A 19,555-nucleotide genomic window follows, 5' to 3' on the forward strand; every position below is an offset into this window, starting at 1 on the left:
CCTGCGCCGGTGGGCGCGTTCGTGCCGCGAGCTGCGGCGAAGCGGATGCGATGAACGCTGACGGCGGCACCGGATCCGCGGGGTGCAGCACCCCGGGCGATGCCTAGGCCGTCACCGGGGGCCCCCGGTAGCCGCACACGGAGGGCAGCAGCAGCTGGTCGCTCAGCGACCGCGGCGAGGTCCAGGAGACGCGTCGAGGTGCCGTGGCCACAGGACGCAGCACGGGTGCGAGAATGCGCTGGATGCGCAGGGACAGGGAGCCCAGCAGCCGGAAACCCGCCACTTCGCCGTGGCGGAGCAGGAGGTAGGTGGCCACTGCCGCTATCACGTGGGCGGCGAGCATGCCACCGCCGTGGTGGCTCACGGGGGCCACGGAGATCACCACGGCGGGGCCGTCCACCGCCGCGGCCACGTGGTGGTGGGTGTGGTCCACGGCAGTCATGGCACCGGCGGACTGCGCGAACAGCGTGTGCAGCAGCGCCTGCGACAGGACCACGCTCAGCGCCACGCACCAGCGGGAGAGCATGCGCCCGGCCAGGAGCATGCACAGGGGTGCGGCCAGGCACGTGGACAGCGCCACGATCATCAGGGAGGGCCAGGTGCCGTCCACCGCCGCGTGCGAACCGGCGGCCAGAGTGGTGGCCACGACAGCGGCCACCCAGCCCCGGGCAAGTCGGCGGGCACGACGGGACACCGAACACCTCCGGGGCAGACGCAGTGGATGGGACTTCCATTATGCGCCACCGGGGCCCTGACTTCGACCACCAGCGGACACGCGAAGGGACCGCTCACGCGCAGTGCGTGAACGGTCCCTTGAACGGGGGCGGGTGCTGAGACCCGCTCCGCGCTACCTCACTTGGAGGAGACAGCAGCCTTGAGCTTGGAGCCCGCGGTGAGCTTCACACCGTGGCCGGCCGGGATCTGGATGGCCTCTCCGGTCTGGGGGTTGCGGCCCTGGCGAGCGGCACGGTCGGTGCGCTCCACGGCCATCCACCCGGGGATGGTGATCTTCTCGCCCTTGGAGACGGAGCTCTCGAAGACCTCGAAGAGGGAATCCAGCACGCCGTTGACGGCGGCCTGGGTGTTGCCGGACTTCTCGGCAACCTCGGCAACGAGTTCGCTGCGGTTCATAGCCATGTGCTTGTCCTCCTGGACTAGGTGGGCGTTCTCTGGGGAAGGCACGACCGGGGGGTCGGCTTCCGGTGCAGAAATTACCAGCTGGACTTGTAGATGCCGGGCAATTCGCCGCGGTGAGCCATGTCGCGGAAGCGCACGCGGGAGATCCCGAAGCGCTGGAAGGTGCCACGGGGACGGCCGTCGATCTGGTCGCGGTTGCGCACGCGGATCGGGGAGGCGTCACGGGGGAGCTTCTGCAGACCCAGGCGGGCCTCCTCGCGGGCCTCGGGGGACGCGTTCTCGTCCACGAGGGTCTTCTTCAGCTCAGCGCGCTTGGCCGCATAGCGCTCGACGATGACCTTGCGCTGCTCGTTCTTGGCGATCTTGGACTTCTTGGCCATGGATTCAGCGCTCCTCGCGGAAATCGACGTGCTTGCGGACCACCGGGTCGTACTTCTTCATGACGAGGCGGTCGGGGTTGTTGCGGCGGTTCTTGCGGGTGACGTAGGTGAACCCGGTACCGGCCGTGGACTTCAGCTTGATGATGGGACGTACGTCCTTGTCCTTGGCCATCTCAGATCTTCTCCCCACGTGCGATGAGCTCGTTGACCACGGCATCGATGCCGCGGGCGTCGATGACCTTGATGCCCTTGGCGCTCAGGTTGAGCGTGACGTTGCGACGCAACGAGGGCACCCAGTAGCGCTTCTTCTGGATGTTCGGGTTCCACCGGCGCTTGGTGCGGCGGTGCGAGTGCGAGATGCTGTGGCCAAAGCCCGGCTGGGCCCCGGTCACCTGGCAGTGCGCTGCCATAGTGTTCTCCTCCAATGTCCAATGTCGACGAAATGACGGCACGCATGGTGGCCGCCGGGCGGTGCTCCGCCAGCAGCCGTGGCCACGAGTGATCCGCCACCTCAAGAAAATGCCACCGTTCGCGCGCCGGGCGTGATGGGTCTCTGCCCCGCGGCAGTACCGGTCAGGGCACTCGCTACGACGAAGACGGTGAAGATCAAGGCGCCGGTAGATGGACTCCACCACACGACAGCCTTAGATTCTAGGCTTCTGCGGGCTCTCTCGCAAACGCGGAACGCAGAACGGTGCGATTGAGCGCCCCTCGATCGTAGCCGGTGCCCCGCCCTCGGCCAATTCGGCGGCGAAAAGGCACGCGGGGCGGCGGACCGTCCATGACCCGGCCCACCGCCCCGCGTGTTTCCTGCGATCCCATCCCCTCACCCAGGAGATTAGGTAAGGCCAGTGTTACCTAATTCCTCCCGTGAGGCAAGCTTCGTGGCCCACCGGCTCAGGAGGCGCCCCGGAACGGGTCCGCCTGGTCCCGGCGCTCGGGCTGCACAGGAGCCTTGACCTCCGCGGTGCGCCGGTGGGTGCCGAGCGCCCCGTTGACCACGTCCACCAGCGAGTTGACCCGGTCCAGCTGGGGCAGGGAGCCCAGCATCACCGGGCGGCCCTCGGCGTCCGCGAGGGGCACCCGCCAGTTGGGGTACTCGTCGCTCGTGCCGGGCTGGTTCTGGATCCGCTTCTCCCCCACGGCGTCCACGAGGGAGACGTTGAGCAGCAGCGAGGGCGCATCGCACAGGTACCGGTACAGCGCCTCGATCCTGCGCCGGTCCTGCGCCCCCTTCCCCTCGGGGAGGTAGCCCGCATCCGCGACGGCGGTGAAGAACGTGTCCAGCTGCTTGCGAGCCTCCTCCCGTTCCTCCTCCGGGGAGCGCGCGAGCAGCCCGAGGTCCTCCCGCAGCTGCAGCTGGACCCCTTCGAGATACCCCGGGGTGGGTGGCAGGTCGTGGGTGTTGACCGAGGCCATGCACAGCTCGCGGTAGCGGGACGGGTCCAGCGGCACGTCCCCGTCCATCTCGAACCACAGGATGGACGTGCCGAGCACGCCCTTGCTCCCGAGGTACTCCCGCACGCTGTCCTCCACGGTGCCGAGGTCCTCGCCCACGACCACCACGCCGGCGAGCTCGGCCTCCAGTGCCAGCACCCCCACCATGGCCTCGTGGTCGTAGTAGACGTACGTGCCGTCGGAGGCATTGTTGCCCTCGGGGATCCACCACAGCCGGAACAGGCCCGCGACGTGGTCGATCCGCACGCCCCCCGCGTGCCGGAAGATGGTGCGCATCATCTGCCGCCAGGGGCGGTAGCCGAGCTCCGCGAGCTTCTCCGGATCCCACGGGGGCTGGCTCCAGTCCTGGCCCAGCTGGTTGTACATGTCCGCGGGGGCACCCACGCTCACCCCGGGTGCCATGGCCTCCTGCAGGGCCCACGCGTCCGCACCGTGCTTGTGCACGCCCACCGCGAGGTCGTGCACCACGCCGATGTCCATGCCCGCCCGATGGGCCGCACGCTGGGCGGCCTCGAGCTGCTCGTCCAGCAACCACTGCAGCCACACGTGGAAGTCGATCCGGTGGGCCAGCCGGGTGCGGGCCTCCCGCGCGCACGGGGCCTCGGGGGAGCGCGCCTCGTCCCGCCACAGCGGCGAGTCCTCCCCCAGCTCCTCGCGCAGCGCGCACCACAGGGCGAAGTCCTGCAGCGGCTGCCCGGCCTGGGCCACGAACGCCTCGAGCTGCTGCTGGCGGTACGGCGAGCGCCGCACGGTGTAGAGCAGCTTGAGTGCCGTGAGCTTGGCCGCGTACGCGGCGTCGCGGTCGATCGTGGAGGGGTCCAGCACGGCTTTGCGCTGGATGGCGGCCAGGCGGTCCACCACCTCGCGGTCCGCGGGGCGCAGGTACGGGAACTCGGCCACGTCCGCCACCCGCAGGTAGAGGGGGTTGAAGAACCGGCGGCTCGAGGGCAGGTACGGGGAGGGCTCCACGGGCGGCTCCGGCTCCGCCGCGTGCAAGGGGTTGATGAGCACGTAGTCCGCGCCCTGCACACCGCTGATCGCCGCGAGGGAGGCCAGGTCCGAGAGGTCCCCCACGCCCCACGAGCGCGAGGACATCACCGAGTACAGCTGCGCCATGTACCCCCAGCGGCGGCGCCCGCGCAGCCGGTCGGTGGTGCTCAGCCGGCGCGGTGTCACCGCCACGTCCACGGCGCTCTCCTCGCCCGAGTCCGTCACGGCTTCCAGGCGGTACCAGCCCAGGGGAAGCTCCCGGGGCAGCTTGTACTGCACCCGCTGGCGGGTGACGCCGTCCACCTCGCGTGTCTCGGCCTCCGCCCCGGCAGCGGGGTGCAGCTCCCGAACCTCCTCCGGCTCGTCCTCGGGCCACACCCGCACGCGCGCCGGATCGCCCTGGACCGTGGTCACGGCCACGCGCGCGCCCTGCTCCACCTCCGTGATCACCACGGGGGGAAGCAGTCGGCGCCACGGTGCCAGCTCGCGCTCGCGCAGGGTGCGAGCGGCGGCGTCGTCGTCCGTGACGTCCGCGCCCAGCGCGGTGAGCACGCTGCGCAGCGTCTGGTCCGGGACGGTGACGGTGTCCCCCTCGAACCCCCGGTACTCGGTGGCCACACCGTACTCGGCGGCCAGTCGCTGCACCGTGCTCTCCCCTGATTTGCCTGCGTCGTCAGCCATGCTCCCACTCTAGTCAGCCGGCTGAGCTCCCCGGCCCGGGCGACGACGCCGCCTTGCATCCCCCGCGGCCAGGGGCACCCCGGGGCGTGGTTGACTGAGGTGATGCAACCGACCCTGCCCGGCCCCGACCCGTCATGGCGTCCGCGCGCCGTCGTCTTCGACTGCGACGGTGTGCTCATGGACACCGAGCGTGCCTGGGCGCGCGTGCAGCACCGGGTGGCGGAGCAGGTGGGCGTGACGATCGACGAGCGCACCGAGGCCGGCCTCATGGGCCTGTCCGCGCGGGACATCGCCGCCTTCATCGCGGCGCGCGCCCGGGAGTCCGCCGGCGCGTCCGCTCCCGGCGAGGACGAGATCCACGACCGGCTCGTGGGCACCGAGGCGGACGTGGTCGGGGCGACTATGGACCCGCTGCCCGGAGCGGTGGAGACGGTGCGCGCCGCGGCGCGCCACGTCCCGGTGGCGGTGGCCAGCAACTCCACGCGCGCCATCCTGGACCGCAAGATGCACGCAGTGGGACTCGCGGACGTCCTGCAGACCTGGGTCAGCGCCGAGGACGTCCCGCGCGGCAAGCCCGCGCCGGACATCTACGAGGAGGCGGTGCGCCGCCTGGGGGTCGACGCCGCGGACACCCTGGCCGTGGAGGACTCCCCCGCCGGCGCCACGGCGGCCCGGGCCGCGGGCCTGTGGGTGCTGGGCGCACCGCTCGGCCACAGCGAGCCCATGGCCACGCACTTCCTGGTGGAGTCCCTCGGGGACCCCACCCTCACGCCGATGCTGCGCGCCTGGGGTCTGGCCGACTGAGCACCGCGGGACCCACGGCGTGCCACCCGGACCCCGGGTCCCGCGCGGCGCTCAGCTGTTCCAGAGGCCGTAGGTCTCCGCGAGCTCCGACACCTTCTTGGCACGCGCGAGGCGGGGCAGGTAGGAACCGTCCGCTCCCCCGTGTCCCGAGTTCGCCTGCTCGATCATCTCCCGCGCCCACCGGATCTCCTGGTCGCTCGGCGCCAGGGCGTGGTTGATCGCATCGGTCTGGGCCGGGTCCAGGCACAGCTTGCCGGTCATGCCCATGGACTGGGTGACCTTGCACGCCGCCTCGAGCTCGTCCCCGGACACGCCGTTGCTCGGGCCGTCGATGGGCCCCGGCAGCTCGCCCACGCGGGAGGCCGTGACCAGGGTGGAGCGCGCGAACGCGAGGGCCATGGGATCCCCCGAGGCGCCGGTGTCCTTGCGGAAGTCCCCCACCCCGAAGGCCAGACGGAACACCCCGGGCGCGCGGGCGATGTCGTAGGCGTTCATGAGACCCACGGCGGACTCGATGAGCGCGACCACGGGGGTGCCCGCGCGGCTCATCATGGCGGTCTTGGTGATGTGGTCCGGGTGCTCGGTCTTGGCCAGCACGATGCCCCGCAGGTTGGGCACCTCGGTCAGCGCCGCCAGGTCCTTCTCCCAGTGCGGGGTGGTGATGTCGTTGATGCGCACCCACGCGGACACGCCGTCCTGCATGGCGGCGACCATCTCCCCGCGAGCGCGGTCCTTGTCCTCCTCCGGGACGGCGTCCTCGATGTCCAGGACCACGGAGTCCGCCTCCGAGGCCATGGCGGGGGCGAACAGAGAGGTGTCCGCCGCTGAGGTGAGCAGCCACGTGCGGGAGAGCCGTGCGGGAAGTGCTGCTGCGCGCTGGTTGCGGTACGGGGCCATGGATCTCCTCGATCGGGTGCGTGAACGGTGGACGCCGGTGGCGGCGCCGGGGTGGTTGGTGCTCTGCGCGGCCGGGGACCGCCCGGCCCGGGCGGGGACACAGCGCGCACAAGCCGCCTCAGGGGTGGTGGTGTGCGGAAGTGCCGCGGGGATCAGGCGCGGAGCACCCGCTCAACCCTAGTGGCCCCGCGCGGGGCCGGTCCCGAGGGGTGGGCACAAAAGGCCCCGCCCGGGATTTGTGCGGTTCCCACCACCGCACGCCGCGCCGGATCAGCCCAGCAACAGCTCAACGCCCTGCCCGCTCAACCCACCGTCCGCTCAGCCCCCGCCCGCTCAGCCAGGACCGGCTCAGCCCAGCGCTGCTCAGGAGGCCAGAGGGGTGTGCTCCGGGGCCACCCGCTCCTCGGCGCGCACCGGGCCGGGGGCCGTGGCGCCGGGCGCGAACGGCGAGCCGCCGAGCGCCTCCCGGCCGTGCGGCGTCGTCCAGGGGGAGAGATCGGGGCCGAGCGGCACGATGCCCGAGGGGTTGATGTCCCGGTGCACCACGAAGTAGTGCTCCTTGATCTGCTGGAAGTCCACCGTGTCCCCGAAGCCGGGGGTCTGGAAGAGGTCCCGGGCGTAGCCCCACAGGTTGGGCATTTCGGTGAGCTTGTTGCGGGAGGCCTTGAAGTGGCTCACGTAGACGGGGTCGAAGCGCACCAGGGTGGTGAACAGCCGCACGTCCGCCTCGGTGATGTGCTCCCCCATGAGGTAGCGCCGCGTGCCCAGCCGGTCCTCCACCCAGTCGAGGGCGGTCCACAGCCGCTCGTACGCGGCGTCGTAGGCCTGCTGGGAACCGGCGAAGCCGCAGCGGTACACGCCGTTGTTGATCTCGGTGTAGACGCGCTTCATCACCCGTCGCATCTCGGGAACCAGCTCGGCGGGCCACAGGTCCGGGGCACCCTCGCGGTGGAACGCGGTCCACTGGGTGGCGAAGTCCTCGGTGATCTGTGGGAAGTCGTTGGTGACCACCTGCCCCGTGGGGACGTCCACGATCGCGGGCACCGTGATGCCGCGCGGGTAGTCCGGGAACCGCGCGAGGTAGTTCTGCTGCAGCCGCTGCGTGCCGAGCACCGGATCCCGGCCGTCGGGGTCCAGGTCGAAGCGCCAGGACCGGGCGTCGTGCGTGGGTCCGGGCATCCCCACGGAGATCGCGTCCTCCAGGCCCAGCAGCCGGCGCACGATCAGCGTGCGGTTGGCCCACGGGCACGCCCGCGCCGCGACCAGCCGGTACCGCCCTGCCTCGACCGGCCACGCGCGAGCGCCGGGGGCGAGCTCGGCGCTGTCCGGCTCCGTCACGATCCGGTCCTCGATGTACGTGGTGTCCCGCGTGTACTCCTCCCCCGCGTGGACGTAGAGCCCCGCGGTGGAGTGGGTGGTGCTCGTGGTGGGATCCGTCATGGCGTCCTCCTCCGGTGGTGTGACTTGATGATACGTCACGCTTTTTCCGCCCCCCCTGGCCCGCGACGGTCCCGGGCCGAGCGGACTACAGTGGCGGTGTCCAGCCCGTTCGCGGCACGGTCCGCACGGCACCGCCGACCACACCCTCGGATCGCCACCATGAACCCCGATCAGCGCCCCCGGGACGAGCACAACTCGCCGGATCTCCGCGCCGTGGACCCGCACGCCCAGAACCCTCGTGCCCGGAACTCCGCCGCCGAGGGGGCGGACCACGGCACCCCCCGAGATGGCGACCCGGGACGCAAACCCGACCACGCTCCCTCCGGTCCGACCACCCCGCAGGACTCCGTGACCCGCCCCGGCGCCGCCGACCGCCCGCAGTACGGCATCCGCGTTGATCCCGCACAGACACCGCCTCAGGACCCGGGCGGGGCGCCCACCAGCAGGACCGCCGCAGCTCACGGCCCCGCGCACGGTGCGCGGGCGGCGTCGCCCACCGGGTCCGCGCACGACGCCGCCCCGGCCGGCTCCGAGGCCCGCACCACCGCGACCCGCGCCGCCCGGAGGATGGGCCGAGGGCTCTCCTTCACCGTGATCATGCTGGGGCTGCTCGCAGGACTGGCCCTCGTGGCCATGGACCTGTGGTTCGGCTGGGTGCTGGGCGCGATCCTCGTGGTGCTCGGCGTCCTGGGGTACGCGCTCGTGCAGACGCGCGCCCTGCCCGTCTTCCAGGATCCCGGCGAGCCCGAGCGCCGCTCGTGGTCCAAGCTCTGGCTGATCCCCGCCGTCCTGCTCGTCCCCGGCTTCGCGTGCCTGGGGATGGCGTTCGTGGTGCCCTCGTGGCTCGGCCCGTCCGTCCCCGCCGACCTGCTGGACGACTACGTCCTCGCGTTCATCGTGGGAGGGATGACCATGGTCGTGGGCGCCGGGCTGGGTTTCGGGCTCGTGGCGACCGCCCGCTTCACCCGCCCCGACGACGACGACTCGCCCCTGCGCCCCACGGACTACGCCGACCGGCTGCGTGAGCGCGAGCGCGGCACCGGCGGCACCCACTACGATTCGGACTGGATCAAACGCGACCCCCGCGCCTGAGACACCCCCCTCCCGGCACGGGGTGCCTCCCCGAGGAAGCAGCAGAGCATGGACAGCACATCGAGCAACCGCACCCCACCCTGGCTGAACGCCCGGGAGCAGGAGGTGTGGCGGGCCTTCCTGGAACTGTCCCGCAGCATGGAGCGCGCCGTGGACCGGCAGCTGCAGCGCGACAGCGAGCTGTCCGGCTCCGAGTACGAGGTCCTGGTCCCGCTCTCGGAGTCGGCCACCGGCGAGCTGCCCTCCCGCGAGCTGCTGCGCATGCTCGGCTGGGAGCGCTCGCGGCTGTCCCACATGCTCTCCCGCATGGAGCGCCGCGACATGATCCGACGCTCACCCAGCCCCACCGATGCCCGCGGCCTGGTGGTGGCGATTACCGAGCACGGGCGCAGCTCCATCACCCGCGCGGCCCCCGCCCACATCGCCATGGTCCGGGCCGCCTTCGTGGACCAGCTGACCGAGGACGAGAGCACGGCCCTGCTGAGCATCGCCCACAAGGTGGTTCCCCGTCTGGGGGATCTGAAACTGGCCTGAGGCGCCGCACCGGGCGGGAGGACTCCGCGCCTCACCCGGTGCGGTCCGTTCGGGAAGGAGCCGGAAAGGCCCGTTAACAGGGGACGGGTCCTGCCACTTGGGGGATCGGCAGGACCCGTCGGACATCCCGAATCTGGGGGAGATCGGGACGCCGGCCAGCCGGGGGATCATCCGGGTGCGCATTTGGGGGGATGCACCCGGGCCACTTCGGCCGACATCACCACTTTATGCGGCAAGTCCATCCAGACGCAAGTAAACCCGCAAAACAGCGCTGCAACCGGCCTCTGACCTGCACCGTTGCGGAACGTCGCTCGCACCGTCGAGCCACGGAGCAACGACCGCCTCGTCCTTCTCCCCCGTTCCCTGTCCCCCGGGTGAGCCACAGGGTCCGGGTGCTCCGAGGCGCCCCGCCGGGAGCGGAGACGGCCCGGATGAGCCCATCCGGCCCGCGGACACGCTGCGGTGGCCCGCGCAGCTGCCGCCCGGCGGGAGTCAACCGCGCGGCCCGGACCCGTCAGCGCGCCGCAGGGCTCGTGCCCGTGGCTCCCGCGGAGTCAACCCACCCCAGTGCAACATCCAGGAAAGCCCGCAGCCGGGCGGAGCGGTCCTCGTCACGCCAGGCGAGTGCGAGGTCGATCTGCGGGGACCCCTCGAGCTCCGCGTACACGACCCCCCGCAGCTGCAGGGCCCGCACGGACGCGGGAACCAGCGCCACCCCGCCTCCCGCCGCCACGAGTGACAGCATGCTCGCCGTGTCCTGCGCCACCTGCCCGATGCGCAGGGGGAGCCCCGCGGCGAGGAACAGCTCCTGGGCGGCCCGGTGCAGCGGTGACCCGGGCGGGTGCGCAACCACCGGAAGACCCTCCAGGGCGCCCACGCCAACCGACGGCCGCGCGGTCAGCGGTGCGTCGACGGGCAGGGCCACCACGAGGGGCTCACGCCCCACGACGCGGTGGCGGATGCCCGGCGAGGCCACGGGCGGGTGCAGCAGTGCCGCGTCCAGGCTCCCGTCCCGCAGCCCGGACTCCAGCGCCGGTGACGGCAGCTCACCCCGCAGGCTCAGGGTGACGCCGGGCAGCCCCGCCCGCACCGCGCGCGCCAGCTCCGGGACGACGTCGTACGCCGCGGCCCCGGCGAACCCCAGCCGGAGCACACCCGTCGAGGCGTCGCCCTCCCGCCGGACATCGGCCTCGAGCAGCTCGAGGTCGTGGAGGACCCGCCTCCCCCGGTCCAGCAGCTCCTGACCCGCGGGGGTGAGGTCCACCCTGCGCGTGGTGCGGTCCAGGAGTCTGGCACCCAGGTTCTCCTCCAGCTGACGGATCAGCAGGGACAGCGCCGGCTGCGCCATGTGCAGCCGCTCGGCGGCCCGGCCGAAGTGACGTTCCTCGGCCACCGCGACGAAGCAGGTCAGCTGCCGGATCTCCATGTCGGGCCACCTCCTCGGGTCCGGAGCCACGGCCTCCCGGCGGGCCGCCGAGAACGTGCTCCAGCCAGCCCACCCGGGCCGTTCCCCGGATGCGTCACACCGCTGCCGCCCGTGGCACCGGGTGCGCGGTGCGGTCAGGAGTCCAGGAGCTTCTTCTCCAGGATCTCCTCCTTGACGGCCCGTCGCAGGGTCTTGCCGAGCATCGTGCGGGGAAGATCGTCCATGGCGATGATCCGGCGGGGGACCTTGTACCGGGTGACCTTGTCGTAGCAGTGCTGGCGCAGGGCAGCCTCGTCGAGGCTCACCCCGGGTTCCAGCACCACGGCGGCCACCACGGTCTCGTTGCCGTCGTCGTTGGGGATCCCCACCACGGCGGCGTCGGCCACGCTGTCGTGCAGCTTCAGGGCGGTCTCCACCTCGGTGGGGGCCACGTTGAACCCGCCGGTGATGATGACCTCCTTGATGCGGTCCACCACCCGCAGGAAGCCGTCCTGGTCCACGGTGACGATGTCCCCGGAGCGCAGCCAGCCGTCCTCGGTGAAGAGCTTGGCGGTCTCCTCCGGGCGCTTCCAGTAGCCCTGGGTGGTCTGCGGGCCCTTGACCAGCAGCTCGCCCTCGCCATCCAGCGGAACGTCCTCACCCGTCTCCGGGTCCACCATGCGGATGTCGGTGCCGGGGAACGGGATGCCGATCGACCCCGCCCGGCGGTGGTCGTTGAGGGGGTTGCACGCCACCAGGGGTGAGCACTCGGTCAGCCCGTACCCCTCGATCAGCATGCCGCCCGTGGCCTGCTCCCATGTGGCCACCAGGGGCACGGGCAGGCTCATGGCACCGGAAACCGCCACACGGATGCCCGAGATGTCCTTGCCCTGCTCCCGCGCGGCGTCGAGCACCTTCTGGTACACCGGGGGAACCGCCGGCAGCACGGTGGGCATGGACTTCTTCATGGCCTTCAGGATCAGATCCGCACGCACCGTGGGGAACAGCACCAGCTTGGCCCCGAGTGACATGGCGAACGTGAGACCCAGTGTGAGCCCGAAGGCGTGGAACAGGGGAAGCACGCCGTAGACGACCTCGTCCGAGGAGCTGTCCAGCCAGTGCTGCCCCATCAGCGCGTTGGACTCCAGGTTCCGGTGGCTCAGCATCGCGCCCTTGGGCTGGCCCGTGGTGCCGGAGGTGTACTGCAGCAGGGCGATGTCCGTGGCACTCGGGCGGGGGTGGTCCGAGCGCAGGGGCGCGGAGTCCAGGAGGGACTTCCAGGCGATCGTGCCCGGAGCGGCGGCCGTGAGCTCGCGCCGCTGCTCCGCGAGCTTCTTGAGGGGCAGCCGCAGGCCCAGGCGCATGGCCGCGGGCATGGCGGCGGTGATGTCCACGGACACCACGTGCTCCACGGCCAGGTCCTTGGGCATGCTGGTGATCCGCGACGCCACCTTGTCCCACGCGATCACCACGCGGGCACCGTGGTCCTCGAACTGGTGGCGCAGCTCGGGGGTCGTGTAGAGGGGGTTGTGCTCCACCACGATCGCACCGAGCCGCAGCACGGCGTAGAACGCCACGATGTGCTGGGGGCAGTTGGGCAGCACGATCGCCACCCGGTCCCCGGCCTGCACGCCCAGCACCCGCAGCCCCTCGGCCACGCTCTGCACCTGCTCCCCGAGCTGCGCGTAGGTGGTTCCCGCGCCGAAGAACTCGACCGCGGTCTTGGCCCCGTGCCGCGCCACGGACTTCTCGAGCATGTGCACCAGGGAGGTCTCGGGCAGGTCCAGGTCCCGAGGGACCCCGGGGTCGTAGCTCGCCGTCCAGGGTCGGGTCGCCAGGAAGTCACGGGAATTCACGTCAGCCATGACAGCGAGATTACCCGCCCTGCGGCAGGCGCCCCGGCAGGCGGGGCACCGCTCCTGCCGGGCGCCCCGCCCTCGATAGACTTCGGGGGACCCGCCACAGGACTCCCCGCCGAATCGAGGCCCCCGCATGTCCCCCTCCTCCGCCCGCGACCCCTTCGACGACGGCAACGCGCCCTGGACGGGCGGACACGGCTCGGCGCGGCCCGACTCCGCCTCCCAGGACACCCGGCCCCTTCCCCGTCCCGACCACCGGTCCGGTCCCGACGGCCAGCCCGGGTCCGCCGCTGCGCAGGAGGCCCGCACCGCGGCCGTTCCCGCCTCCACGGCGGACGACGCCGCACGGACCCGCCCCCTGCCCAGCGCCCCTCCCACGGGCCGCACCGGCGTGGCCTCCGGGCGTCTGCACCCCCGGGACCAGCACTCCGGCCCGGCCAACCCGGTGGGCGACGACCACCTCACCCACCCCCAGGAGAGGATCTCCGCCGAGGCGTCGTGGGACACGATGCGACCCGCGGTCCGCCCCGGAGGCGCCTCCGCGGCCCCGCGTCTCACGGCGGAGGCCCTGCGCGCCCGGCAGCGTCAGCGTTTCGGGGGTCTGCAGATCGTCCCCGGGCTCATGGGGCTGCTCACGGCGGCGGCGCTGGGTGCGCTGCTGACGGCCCTCGCCATCCTCGCGGGCCCCGCCGTGGGCCTCGACACCGGGCTCAGCGCGGGAGACGCCCTGGCGCGGGCCTGGAACGAGCCGGGGTCCGCGCAGCTGTGGGGCGGCGTCGTCGTCCTGGGTGCGGTCGAGCTGCTGTCGATGCTGGCGGGCGGCTACGTGGCCGGGCGCATGGCCCGGTTCTCGGGAGCCGCGCAGGGGGTGTGCGTGTGGCTGTGGTCGGTCGTCGCCCGGGCCGCGGCCTCCGCCGCCGCGCTGCTGTGGGCGGGACAGGCCGCCGTGGAGGACGGTTCCCGCTGGGTGGCCCAGGAGATGATCGGGGCGAATCCAACCGTGGGTCTTGTGGCGATCGGCGGGCTGCTGGTGCTGGGTCTCGTGGGCGCGGTCCTCGGCGGACTGTGGGGAATGTACTACCACCGCAAAGTGGACGCTTGGAGCATTTCGCATGCAATGAGCCAGTAGACTTCCGTACTGTCGGGGGCCTGGGCTGGGCCTCCACAGGGGAGTACGGAGGAAACATCCATGCCTTCAACACTCGTCGCGATCGTCGACGACCATGAAGTGGTTCGGGAAGGTGTCCGCCTGGTGTCCATGACATCGCTGGCGGACGTCAAGCTGGTGGGGTCCTCGGACTCCGTGACCACGCTGCTGGACCAGTTGGGCCGGGACCCGGAGAATCCCGCCCTCACGGCGCAGGGGGCCAAGCGCATCGAGTGCGACGTCGTCCTGCTGGACCTGTCCCTGGCGGACAAGTCCCGCCCCGCGAGCAACGTGGAGCGGCTGCGCAGCGCGGGCATGAAGGTGCTGATCTTCAGCATCGCCGAGAACGCGGCACTGATCAGGGAGGCCCTGCGCGCCGGCGCACTGGGCCTGGTGCGCAAGTCCGACCCGCTGGAGCACGCCATCGAGGAGGCGCGCGCCATCGCGGACGGCAAGCCGGTGATCACCAAGGAGCTGGCCGCGGCGATCGACGGGGACGTGGAGTTCTCGCGCGCGGCCCTGTCCCCGCGCGAGCGCGAGACCCTGCGGCTGTACGCCTCCGGGTTCGCGCAGGTCCAGGTGGCGCGGCGCATGGGCATCAAGCAGTCCGCGGTGAAGACCAACATCGACAGGATCCGGGAGAAGTACGCCCGCATCGGACGCCCCGCGCCCACCAAGATCGATCTGCGCATCCGCGCCATCGAGGACGGTCTGGTGGATCCGGAGGACGACGTCACCACGGCTGAGAAGAAGCTGTGACGAGCACCCCGGGCACCCCGTGACCCTGCGCGGCAGGAGCTCGGGGAGCAGGGCCCGCTCCTACCGCGTGGTCAGCACCCAGCTGCGGTGGAAGCGGTTCTTCGCCACCACCGCGCCGGGGAAACTGGGGGTCTACACCTACCGTGCCCACTGGCTCGCGATGATCGGGGTGGGGGTCTTCGGGGTGACCCACCTGATCGAGGTGTTGCCCATCTTCGCCCAGCAGCAGTCGCACCTGCACGGCTGGTACAGCATCTTCCTGGCCGCGCTCGGTGTCCTGACGGGTCTCACCCTCTACTACGGGCTGCACCACTCGGTGCGCCCGTGGGTGTTCCGGGCGTACACCGCGGTGGTGGCCGCATCCATCCTGACGCTGCCCCTGGCCTACACCGGGGGCATGCTGCCCCAGAACCCGTGGATCTCGGGGTTCATCATCCTGGCCTCCGGGGCCGCGGCCGTGCTGTGGAGTCCCGCGGCCGCCGTGCTGTACACCGTGGGGATCGAGGCCGTCTACGCGACTGTGGCCAGTCAGATCATCTCGGTCACTCCCACGGCGGAGTCCTGGGTGGCGGCGGGACTCTCCCGTCTGGTGTTCGCCCTGACGCTCATCATGATCATCACGGTGGGCAAGCGTGGCACCGAGCGCATGGACCGCAACTACGCCGAGGCGCTGTCCGAGACGCTCGCCATGACCCGCAGCCGGTCGGAGACGGAGGACCAGGAACGGATCGACCGTCTGATCCACGACAACGTCATGGCCGCGCTGCTCGACGCCTCCCGCAACCACGGGGTGCTGCCCCGCAGGACCCGCGAGCTCGCCGCGCGGGCCCAGGATGTGCTGGCCGAGGAGTCCAGCCGTGCCTCGGGCGCGCACACCGTGATGGTGCACGACCTCATGGACGAGCTGATGGAGGCCCTGTCCCCGTGGCGGGACCGCGTGCGCTTTACCAACCTGCGGGCGCCCATGCGGCCCGTCGGTGAGCCCCGAGTGTTCGTCCCCGCCTACGTGGCCCACGGGCTCACGCAGGCCGTCACGGAGGCCGTGTCCAACAGCGCACGGCACTCCGGCAGCGCGATCACCACCGTGGCCATGGAGGGCGAGATCTGCGAGGCGAGCCCCATCAATCCCGAGGGCTTCTACCTGCGCTTCATCATCAGCGACAACGGCCGGGGCTTCAACTACCACGACGTGCCGAACCGCAGGCTCGGTGTGCGCGTGTCCATCATGGAGAACGTGGACTCCATCGGCGGGGTGGTCCACCTGGACTCCGCCCCGGGCCGGGGCACCCGGGTGGACCTCGTGTGGCCCAAGGACGTGGTGGCATGAGCGAGGTCACCCGCCCGGTCTTCGCCCACCGCTTCATGGGGCTCCTCGTCCTGGCCACGTTCGGCGCACCGTTCGTGGACGCGCTGCGTCACCTCGAGGACGCGACCTCCAGGTGGGCGATGTTCGTCTCCCTCACGGCGTACGCGGTGTCCGGGCTGATCATCGCCCTGCCGGCGTGGGACGGCCGCCGGTTCCACGTGGTCCCCACCGCGCTGAGCGCCACCCTGTTCCTGGTGGCGGCGCAGCAGGGCTACGCGGCCACTCCACTGACCACGGACGCCGGGCAGTCCCCGTGGTTCCACCTGGGGTTCATCGCCGAGCTGTTCGCTCTGGGGATGCGTCGCAGACCGGGATGGGCGCTGCTCGTGTGGCTCGGTGTGACGGTCATGTCCGTGCTCCGCTGGCCCGTGGTGGACGGGGTGCCCCTCCCCATCGAGGCCTACCACGTGGTGGGTGTGGCCGTGATGATCGTGACCTGGATGGTGGAGCGGCAGTACACCTTCTTCATGAACCGGCGGGAGGAGAGGCAGCGGATCCTCGAAGCCGCCCGCAGCAACGACGAGGTCGAGAAGGACATGCGCCACGCCTCGAGCCGCCGCGTGGACGAGGTGCGCCGCCTCGCCGGCGGTCTCCTGGAGCAGATCGCCCAGGAGTCCACGGTGGTCACCGACTACGACCTGCAGCAGTTCCGCCTCACGGAGGCGCAGCTGCGGGACAGCATCCGTGGCCGCTCCATCGCCACCCCCCACGTCCTGGAGCTCACCCGGGCGGCGCGTGCCCGCGGGATCACGGTGGACATCCTCGACGAGCGCGGCACCCCGCCGTCCGACGCGGTGCTCTCCGCCACCGCCCGCCAGCTCTCCGAGATCTTCGCCCACGTCCGCTCGGGAGTGGTCACGGTCCGCGCCCTGCCCCCGGGCGATCCCGCCGCCGTGTTCATCGTCCACGACTCCCAGAACCCCGACGACGACCCCCTGGCCGTGGAGATCGAGGACGTCACGGGCGCCGTGTCCACCTTCTGACCGGATGCCGCCGCCTCCTCCGACCGGGCGTCCTCCGGCGGGGCCGGTGATCGACGCCACGCACCGTGCACCGCGCACTTGCCAGGCGGCACCCGTCCTCCGGCTCGCCCGGGCGCGCCCCGCGGCGAGCGCCCTGCACACCCGGGTCCTCAGCCGCAGTCACCATCCCGCACTCCACAGAGCTGCCGCCCCACGGCACCGGGGCCTCACGTGCGTCCTAGCCTCCTGCCATGACGACGACGGCACGTTCCCTCCCCTGCCCGGCGCAGCCACCAGCCCCGGCACCAGATCCCCCGGCTCCCGGGCCGGCGCTGCCCACGTCCGGGACGCTCCCCGCGGCCGGCGGGAGCCATCAGCGCCCCACCGCCAGCCCCCGCGACGCCTTCCGCTCAGTGCTGTGCGGGGACGGTGTGTCCCGCTGCCCCTGGGCGCTCGGCACGGCCGGCGCACTCGCGGACCACGACGACGAGTGGGGGACCCCTCCGAGCACCCCCGCCGAGCACTTCGCCGCCCTCATGCTCGAACTGGTCGACTCGGGGCTGGCCCGGTGGTCGCAGTCCGCACGCCACGGGGCCTGGTACCTGCACATGGCCCACCTGCGCCCGGAGCGCGTGGCTCTGTTCGACGAGGACGACGTCGAGGACCTCCTGGTGACCGCTGACCTGATCCGCAACCGGGCCAAGATCGAGGCGGTGATCCACAACGCGGAGGTGTGCCAGGACTGGGACGTCACCCGGTGGAACGAGCTGCTCACCGAAGCCCAGGTGCCACCGGCGGAGGCACCACCGCAGAACGCGCTGGACCTGCCGGACAGCACCGCCGCGTCCCGCAGGCTGTCCCTCACCCTGCGCTCCCACGGGATCGTGCTGGTGGGTCCGGTGACCGCCCACCGGTGGCTGCAGCGGATCGGGCGGGCGCCCGGTCACGTGGCGGGGTGCTTCCGCGCCACGTGACACGCGCCCGGGACGACCCGTCCGTTCCCCGCTGCGGCGAGGCACTCCGGGCGGTGCCGCGGTTCACGGCGCCCGGCACGACGGAGGGGCGCCCGGCGCGGCGGAGGGGCGCCCGGCGCAGCGAGGGGCACCCGCGTGTGCCGCGGGTGCCCCTCGATGCGTCTGCGCCGTGCCCCGGAAGGGCGCGGTCAGCCGTGACTCACTCCAGCAACAGGGCCGGCTCCTCCACGATCCGGGCCACGTCCGACATGAAGCGGGCAGCCAGTTCCCCGTCCACCACGCGGTGGTCGAACGAGCCGGAGAGAGTGGTGATCCAGCGGGGAACCACCTCCCCGTCCATCACCCACGGCTTCTGCTTGATGGCCCCGAACGCCAGGATGCCTGACTCCCCGGGATTGATGATGGGGGTGCCGGTGTCCGCTCCCAGGACACCGATGTTCGTGATCGACAGCGTGCCGCCCTGCATCTCCGCAGGCTGCGTGCGCCCGGCGCGTGCCGTCTCGGTGAGCTGCTGCAGCGCCACGGCGAGATCGCGCAGGGAGAGGTCCTGCGCGTCCTTGATGTTGGGCACCAGCAGACCCCGCGGCGTGGCCGCCGCGATCCCCAGGTTCATGAAGTGCTTCACGATGATCTCGGTGTCCGACCACGTGGCGTTCACGTCCGGGTTGCGCTCTGCGGCCCAGATCACGGCCTTGGCCACGATCAGCAGCGGAGAGATCTTCACGCCCTCCATGCGCGGGGACTGCTTGAGCCGCTTGACGAACTCCATGGTCCGGGTGGCATCCACCTCCACGAAGATGGACACGTGCGGCGCGGTGAACGCGGACTTGACCATGTTCTGGGCCGTGGCCTTGCGGACGCCCTTGACCTTGATCCGCTCGACCCGCTCACCGTTCTCGCGAACAGCCACGGGAGCCGCAGCACCGGACGAGGCTCCAGACGCACCGCTGCGCTCGGCGTGGGCCAGCAGATCGCGCTTGGTGACCTGACCCGCCTCGCCCGTGGCCTCCACGTCCGCGAGGTCGATACCCATCTCCCTGGCGGCCTTGCGCACGGGGGGCTTGGCCAGACCGGGTCGCCGGGGCACCACACCACCCGCGGGGCCCGTGACTGCGGTGGTGCCCCCGCCGTCCACATCGGCCGGGGCTGGGACGGGTGCAGCGCTCTGCGCGGGGGCCTCCTCGCGCTCCTGCGGGGCGCCGGAGGCCGGGCGGTTGCGGCGGCGCCGACGCACGGGATCCGCCTTGGGCCCCGAGCCCACGAGCGCCTGGCCCTGGGGCTGCTCCTCGCCCTCCGGCGAAGCGGCCGCACCGGCCGCAGATCCGGAGGCATCGGCGAGACCGTCCTGGGGCACCGTGCCCGTGTACCCGGGGTCGGTGCCGCCCGCGGGGGCGTCGTCGCCCGAGCTGACCGTGATGATGGGCGTGCCCACGTCCACGGTGTCGCCCTCGGCCACCATGAGCTCCTGCACCGTTCCCGCGTACGGGGAGGGCAGCTCCACCACGGACTTCGCGGTCTCGATCTCGACGAGCACCTGGTTGACGGACACGGTGTCGCCCTTGGACACCTTCCAGGCCAGGATGTCGGCCTCGGTCAGCCCTTCGCCCACGTCGGGCAGTGTGAAAACCTGGGACATCTGTTCTCCCTCCTGGGGACACCGCACTCGTCGT

At 71.8% G+C, this 19,555-nt stretch carries 19 protein-coding genes; 8 read left to right on the plus strand and 11 right to left on the minus strand.

Translation table 11 applies throughout. The annotated features are described in order from the left end of the window. Positions 1-103: 103 nt before the first annotated feature. The 6 genes from AABM36_RS00420 to malQ all read right to left on the minus strand — a co-directional run bounded on the left by AABM36_RS00420 (position 104) and on the right by malQ (position 4,646). Positions 104-694: a hypothetical protein gene (locus AABM36_RS00420; protein ID WP_423446656.1), complete on the minus strand. Its 591-nt coding sequence runs from the start codon at positions 692-694 to the stop codon at positions 104-106. Between the two features lie 158 nt (positions 695-852). Continuing rightward, on the minus strand, positions 853-1,137 hold the full coding sequence (locus AABM36_RS00425) for an HU family DNA-binding protein (protein ID WP_423446657.1): 285 nt from the start codon (positions 1,135-1,137) through the stop codon (positions 853-855). Positions 1,138-1,211: 74 nt separating this feature from the next. After that, complete coding sequence (gene rpsN, locus AABM36_RS00430; protein ID WP_012397436.1) at positions 1,212-1,517, minus strand: 30S ribosomal protein S14; 306 nt, start codon at positions 1,515-1,517, stop codon at positions 1,212-1,214. Between the two features lie 4 nt (positions 1,518-1,521). Continuing rightward, a complete protein-coding gene (gene rpmG, locus AABM36_RS00435) occupies positions 1,522-1,689 on the minus strand; it encodes a 50S ribosomal protein L33 (protein ID WP_012397435.1) in 168 nt (55 codons plus the stop codon). A gap of 1 nt (position 1,690) precedes the next feature. Further along, the gene (rpmB, locus tag AABM36_RS00440) at positions 1,691-1,927 is read right to left on the minus strand and encodes a 50S ribosomal protein L28 (protein WP_012397434.1); all 237 of its coding nucleotides are present in this window, start codon (positions 1,925-1,927) and stop codon (positions 1,691-1,693) included. Positions 1,928-2,414: 487 nt separating this feature from the next. After that, positions 2,415-4,646: a 4-alpha-glucanotransferase gene (gene malQ, locus AABM36_RS00445; protein ID WP_423446660.1), complete on the minus strand. Its 2,232-nt coding sequence runs from the start codon at positions 4,644-4,646 to the stop codon at positions 2,415-2,417. Between the two features lie 102 nt (positions 4,647-4,748). Here malQ and AABM36_RS00450 point away from each other — a divergent pair, with 102 nt between their 5' ends. Continuing rightward, positions 4,749-5,450 (plus strand): HAD family hydrolase, encoded by a 702-nt coding sequence (locus tag AABM36_RS00450; RefSeq protein WP_423446662.1) that lies wholly within the window; start codon positions 4,749-4,751, stop codon positions 5,448-5,450. Positions 5,451-5,501: 51 nt separating this feature from the next. Here AABM36_RS00450 and AABM36_RS00455 read toward each other — a convergent pair whose 3' ends face one another. Then, entirely contained in the window at positions 5,502-6,347 is an 846-nt protein-coding gene (locus AABM36_RS00455; protein WP_019309964.1) for an HpcH/HpaI aldolase/citrate lyase family protein, read from the minus strand. 363 nt (positions 6,348-6,710) lie between these two features. After that, positions 6,711-7,787 carry a glutathione S-transferase family protein gene (locus AABM36_RS00460; protein WP_047979231.1) on the minus strand — a complete coding sequence of 359 codons (1,077 nt, stop codon included), beginning with the start codon at positions 7,785-7,787 and terminating at the stop codon, positions 6,711-6,713. Positions 7,788-7,946: 159 nt separating this feature from the next. On the opposite strand from AABM36_RS00460, the gene AABM36_RS00465 reads away from it, so the two are divergent. Together AABM36_RS00465 and AABM36_RS00470 are read left to right on the plus strand one after the other, a co-directional pair. Next, positions 7,947-8,879: an NADH-quinone oxidoreductase subunit J gene (locus AABM36_RS00465; RefSeq protein ID WP_019309962.1), complete on the plus strand. Its 933-nt coding sequence runs from the start codon at positions 7,947-7,949 to the stop codon at positions 8,877-8,879. Positions 8,880-8,927: 48 nt separating this feature from the next. Continuing rightward, the gene (locus AABM36_RS00470; protein ID WP_019309961.1) at positions 8,928-9,413 is read left to right on the plus strand and encodes a MarR family winged helix-turn-helix transcriptional regulator; all 486 of its coding nucleotides are present in this window, start codon (positions 8,928-8,930) and stop codon (positions 9,411-9,413) included. Between the two features lie 514 nt (positions 9,414-9,927). Here AABM36_RS00470 and AABM36_RS00475 read toward each other — a convergent pair. Together AABM36_RS00475 and AABM36_RS00480 are read right to left on the minus strand one after the other, a co-directional pair. Beyond that, positions 9,928-10,839 (minus strand): LysR family transcriptional regulator, encoded by a 912-nt coding sequence (locus AABM36_RS00475; RefSeq protein ID WP_019309960.1) that lies wholly within the window; start codon positions 10,837-10,839, stop codon positions 9,928-9,930. Between the two features lie 134 nt (positions 10,840-10,973). Then, positions 10,974-12,683 carry a long-chain-fatty-acid--CoA ligase gene (locus AABM36_RS00480; RefSeq protein ID WP_019309959.1) on the minus strand — a complete coding sequence of 570 codons (1,710 nt, stop codon included), beginning with the start codon at positions 12,681-12,683 and terminating at the stop codon, positions 10,974-10,976. A 127-nt stretch (positions 12,684-12,810) separates the two neighbouring features. Between AABM36_RS00480 and AABM36_RS00485 the strand changes: the two genes are divergently transcribed. From AABM36_RS00485 to AABM36_RS00505, 5 genes are all read left to right on the plus strand, one after another. Beyond that, the gene (locus AABM36_RS00485) at positions 12,811-13,806 is read left to right on the plus strand and encodes a hypothetical protein (protein WP_019309958.1); all 996 of its coding nucleotides are present in this window, start codon (positions 12,811-12,813) and stop codon (positions 13,804-13,806) included. A 60-nt stretch (positions 13,807-13,866) separates the two neighbouring features. Beyond that, positions 13,867-14,583 carry a response regulator transcription factor gene (locus tag AABM36_RS00490; RefSeq protein WP_029603191.1) on the plus strand — a complete coding sequence of 239 codons (717 nt, stop codon included), beginning with the start codon at positions 13,867-13,869 and terminating at the stop codon, positions 14,581-14,583. Between the two features lie 67 nt (positions 14,584-14,650). Beyond that, positions 14,651-15,910 carry an ATP-binding protein gene (locus AABM36_RS00495; protein WP_423446666.1) on the plus strand — a complete coding sequence of 420 codons (1,260 nt, stop codon included), beginning with the start codon at positions 14,651-14,653 and terminating at the stop codon, positions 15,908-15,910. Further along, complete coding sequence (locus tag AABM36_RS00500) at positions 15,907-16,932, plus strand: hypothetical protein (RefSeq protein ID WP_423446668.1); 1,026 nt, start codon at positions 15,907-15,909, stop codon at positions 16,930-16,932. Before AABM36_RS00495 ends, AABM36_RS00500 begins: the two co-directional genes overlap by 4 nt. A gap of 410 nt (positions 16,933-17,342) precedes the next feature. Then, positions 17,343-17,885 (plus strand): DNA-3-methyladenine glycosylase I, encoded by a 543-nt coding sequence (locus AABM36_RS00505; protein ID WP_019309954.1) that lies wholly within the window; start codon positions 17,343-17,345, stop codon positions 17,883-17,885. Between the two features lie 199 nt (positions 17,886-18,084). On the opposite strand, the gene AABM36_RS00510 is transcribed toward AABM36_RS00505, so the two are convergent. After that, the gene (locus AABM36_RS00510) at positions 18,085-19,521 is read right to left on the minus strand and encodes a dihydrolipoamide acetyltransferase family protein (protein ID WP_423446670.1); all 1,437 of its coding nucleotides are present in this window, start codon (positions 19,519-19,521) and stop codon (positions 18,085-18,087) included. Between the last annotated feature and the right edge of the window lie 34 nt (positions 19,522-19,555).

This window comes from Kocuria sp. KSNUG (assembly GCF_049532735.1).
Classification (GTDB): Bacteria; Actinomycetota; Actinomycetes; order Actinomycetales; family Micrococcaceae; genus Kocuria; species Kocuria rhizophila.

Bases quoted from the DNA above. Each gene is read 5' to 3' on its own strand.
- AABM36_RS00425 (WP_423446657.1), bottom strand. From the start codon at position 1,137: ATGGCTATGAACCGCAGCGAACTCGTTGCCGAGGTTGCCGAGAAGTCC.
- rpsN (WP_012397436.1), bottom strand. From the start codon at position 1,517: ATGGCCAAGAAGTCCAAGATCGCCAAGAACGAGCAGCGCAAGGTCATC.
- rpmG (WP_012397435.1), bottom strand. From the start codon at position 1,689: ATGGCCAAGGACAAGGACGTACGTCCCATCATCAAGCTGAAGTCCACG.
- rpmB (WP_012397434.1), bottom strand. From the start codon at position 1,927: ATGGCAGCGCACTGCCAGGTGACCGGGGCCCAGCCGGGCTTTGGCCAC.
- malQ (WP_423446660.1), bottom strand. From the start codon at position 4,646: ATGGCTGACGACGCAGGCAAATCAGGGGAGAGCACGGTGCAGCGACTG.
- AABM36_RS00450 (WP_423446662.1), top strand. From the start codon at position 4,749: ATGCAACCGACCCTGCCCGGCCCCGACCCGTCATGGCGTCCGCGCGCC.
- AABM36_RS00455 (WP_019309964.1), bottom strand. From the start codon at position 6,347: ATGGCCCCGTACCGCAACCAGCGCGCAGCAGCACTTCCCGCACGGCTC.
- AABM36_RS00460 (WP_047979231.1), bottom strand. From the start codon at position 7,787: ATGACGGATCCCACCACGAGCACCACCCACTCCACCGCGGGGCTCTAC.
- AABM36_RS00465 (WP_019309962.1), top strand. From the start codon at position 7,947: ATGAACCCCGATCAGCGCCCCCGGGACGAGCACAACTCGCCGGATCTC.
- AABM36_RS00470 (WP_019309961.1), top strand. From the start codon at position 8,928: ATGGACAGCACATCGAGCAACCGCACCCCACCCTGGCTGAACGCCCGG.
- AABM36_RS00475 (WP_019309960.1), bottom strand. From the start codon at position 10,839: ATGGAGATCCGGCAGCTGACCTGCTTCGTCGCGGTGGCCGAGGAACGT.
- AABM36_RS00480 (WP_019309959.1), bottom strand. From the start codon at position 12,683: ATGGCTGACGTGAATTCCCGTGACTTCCTGGCGACCCGACCCTGGACG.
- AABM36_RS00485 (WP_019309958.1), top strand. From the start codon at position 12,811: ATGTCCCCCTCCTCCGCCCGCGACCCCTTCGACGACGGCAACGCGCCC.
- AABM36_RS00490 (WP_029603191.1), top strand. From the start codon at position 13,867: ATGCCTTCAACACTCGTCGCGATCGTCGACGACCATGAAGTGGTTCGG.
- AABM36_RS00500 (WP_423446668.1), top strand. From the start codon at position 15,907: ATGAGCGAGGTCACCCGCCCGGTCTTCGCCCACCGCTTCATGGGGCTC.
- AABM36_RS00510 (WP_423446670.1), bottom strand. From the start codon at position 19,521: ATGTCCCAGGTTTTCACACTGCCCGACGTGGGCGAAGGGCTGACCGAG.